Genomic DNA, 2,599 nt, shown 5'->3' with positions numbered 1-2,599 from the left:
CCCTGCCCGAAGCGCGCGCTCGCGTTCGGGTACTGGAGCAGCCGCAATGGGAAGGTGACGAGCGAGATCGCGGCGCCGGGCAGATCGAGCAGGTACTCGAGCGGCCGCGGCAGATCGCGGTGCCGAGGCCCGTTCGCATGCGGGCCGAGCGCGAGCCAGGCGAGCCGCGCGCGACGGTCGGCCGTCGCCGCGGCGCCGTAGACGGCGTACGGGTTCTGGTCCGGATCCGTGAGGATCGCGACGGCCTGTCGCGACACGGAGTCACCCTTGGGGGCGAGCTTCGGGACCTCGCCAAGCGTCGCGAAGAAGCCGTCCTCGTCGCCGCGCGCAAGCGGGCCGAAGCTGGACAGGAACGCGAGCTCGCCGCCGAGCTCCGGAGGCGCGCCATCCGCTCGCCAGCCTGCCGCGCGGGCGGCAAGAGGCTCCGCCGCAGCCACGAGCGCCTCGCGCGCGAGCTCGAGATACGCGTCGCGCGAGCTCGTCTCCAGGCTCGGCGGCGCGAGCTCGTACATCTGGAGCGAGCTTCGCACCTGCGCGTCGCGGCGCGCGAGATCTGCGCTGGCACGCTCGAAGAGCTTCGCAGCGGGACGGCTCTCGGGCCGGCTCGCGAGCGCTCGCCCCGCCAGGATCCGCGCTCGCGCGAGCTCGCGCGCATCCAGCGCCTCCTCCGCACTCGCGAGCGCGCGCTCGTAGCGCTCGGCTTCGAGCTTCGCGCGGTAGCGCTGCGCGCGCGCGGCGATCTCGGGAGCGCGCGGATCGTCCGGATGGCGCGCCAGCCAATCGTCCCATGCGCGCAGCGCTCGCCGCTCGCGAACGCTCGCTCGAGGCAACTTGTGCGCCGTGAGTAGCGTCGCGAGCAGCGTCCGAGTCGCGTCGATCGGATTCAGCAGGCCGGTGAGCAGGAGCTTCGAGGCCGGCTCGACGATCCGGTTCACGAGCGCGCCCGCCTTGAAGCGCCGGTCCGCGGCGAGATCCGCGTCCGCGCTCTCGAGCGGGTCGCTCGCGATCACCCGCTCCAGGCGAAGCCGGATGGCGGGATCCAGATCGCCGCGCGAGAGCAGGTCGCGCGAATGCGCCGGAAAGGCGTCGCTGCCGTCGCAGGCGGCCACGATCTCCGCGGCGTTGTCGACCAGACCCGAGGGCGCTTCCCCTCTCGCGTCGAGCAGCTTCTCCTCGCGCTCGAGCGCTGCGCTTCGCGACAACGCCTGGTCCGTTCGGCCCGCGAGCGCCGCGGCCGCGACGCGCACGGCCATTCGCTCGGCGTCGTCGGGCAGGGGCGATCGCGCCGGGCGCGCGTCCAGAAGCGGCTGCAGCTCTGCAGGTGTCGGCGCGCGCGTGCACGCGCACGCGCAGACCGCGAGCGCCATGGCGACGGCGAGCCTAGCGCGGGACACGTTCCTCGTGGACCTGCATGGTGAAGCCGAGGAAGGCCTCGAGCTTGTGCGCGCCCTCCAGCTTCTCGACGCTGCCGTCCTGCTGCGCGACGACCTCGTAGACGCGCGTCGCGCCGTGCGCGTACTCGTCGAAGGTGGTCGCGTCGAAGCCGAGCGACGGTGGCGGAAACCTCTGCGCGTATCGGCGCGAGAACGCCGCGTACAGATCGCCGAGCGCGAGCAGGTGGCGGTTGTGGTACTTGCTCTCGCCGTGAACCCGCACCAGCGCTTGCGCGCTCTGCAGCGCGGCGGGCTCGTAGCGGGGGTCGAGCGCCGCATGCGCGGCGAGCGTCGCGGCCTCGGCGACGTCGACGCGCTCGAGCTCCTCGTCGACGACGTGGCGCCAGTGCGTGGTTGCGACCTCCGAGCGCAGCGCGCCGAGCACCTCGCGCTGCGTCGCCCGGGCGTCGGCGGCCTGCTCGGGCGTCGCCTCGGGTGGGGGTGCCAGCATCCGAGCGTCCTCGAGCCGTGCGTTCACGTTCCGCCCTGCGCGCGCGGCATCGGCCAGCTCCGAGCCGAGATCCGTGACGCGCGCGTAGTGGCGCCGCGCCAGGTCGTACTCTCCGATGCGCTCGAGCGCGCGCGCCTTGGTGAACCAGACCACGTCGGTCGCGTAGCCCGAAGCCAGCTTCTCGGGATGCGCAGTCTCCAGCGACTCGAGCCGTTCGAACGAGACGCGGAACACGTTCTTGCCAGTGAAGTCGCGCGCCGGCGCAAAGCGATACGTGTCGTCGTCGACGTGAAGCCTCACGACCGCGACCACTTCGAGCAGGTCCTGCGTCGGCACCAGCGCGGCCGGCGGCTCTACGCTCGCGCATCCGCTCGCGAGCGCGGCGCAGGCGAGCGCCAGGGCCGCGAGCCCCGCTCGCGCGCGGCTCAAGGTCGTGCTTTCCGCCGCGCCGCGATCAGGTTCAGCATCTTCTCCGTCGCGATCACAGCAGCGGCCAGCTGATCCGGATCGACCCCGATCGTGCTGAACGGCTGCGCGCGCGCGCTCGTCTGCCAGCTGATCAGCGTCTCGACCAGCGCGCCCGTCTTTCCGCCGGGCGGGATCCGGACCTTGTAGTCGACCAGCTGCGGCAGCTTCAGGTCGAAGCCGCGCACGGCCTTGGCGAGCGCCTTCATGAACGAGTCGTAGCCGCCGTCTCCGGAGGCGGAGGCGGGGG

The 2,599-nt window shown here is 72.8% G+C and carries 3 protein-coding genes; all 3 read right to left on the bottom strand.

The window, feature by feature from the left end; all coding sequences use genetic code 11:
- On the bottom strand, positions 1-1,367 hold a 1,367-nt coding region (locus tag FJ108_18400; GenBank protein MBM4337864.1), incomplete at its 3' end, for a hypothetical protein.
- A gap of 13 nt (positions 1,368-1,380) precedes the next feature.
- A complete protein-coding gene (locus tag FJ108_18395) occupies positions 1,381-2,313 on the bottom strand; it encodes a hypothetical protein (GenBank protein ID MBM4337863.1) in 933 nt (310 codons plus the stop codon).
- Positions 2,310-2,599: 2-isopropylmalate synthase (locus FJ108_18390; GenBank protein MBM4337862.1), on the bottom strand; the 290-nt coding region annotated here is incomplete at its 5' end. The genes FJ108_18395 and FJ108_18390, both read right to left, overlap by 4 nt.

The organism is Deltaproteobacteria bacterium (assembly GCA_016875225.1).
GTDB lineage: Bacteria > Myxococcota_A > UBA9160 > SZUA-336 > SZUA-336 > VGRW01.
The sequence above is the reverse complement of the archived record's forward strand: the minus strand, read 5'-3'. Positions and strand labels throughout refer to the sequence as shown.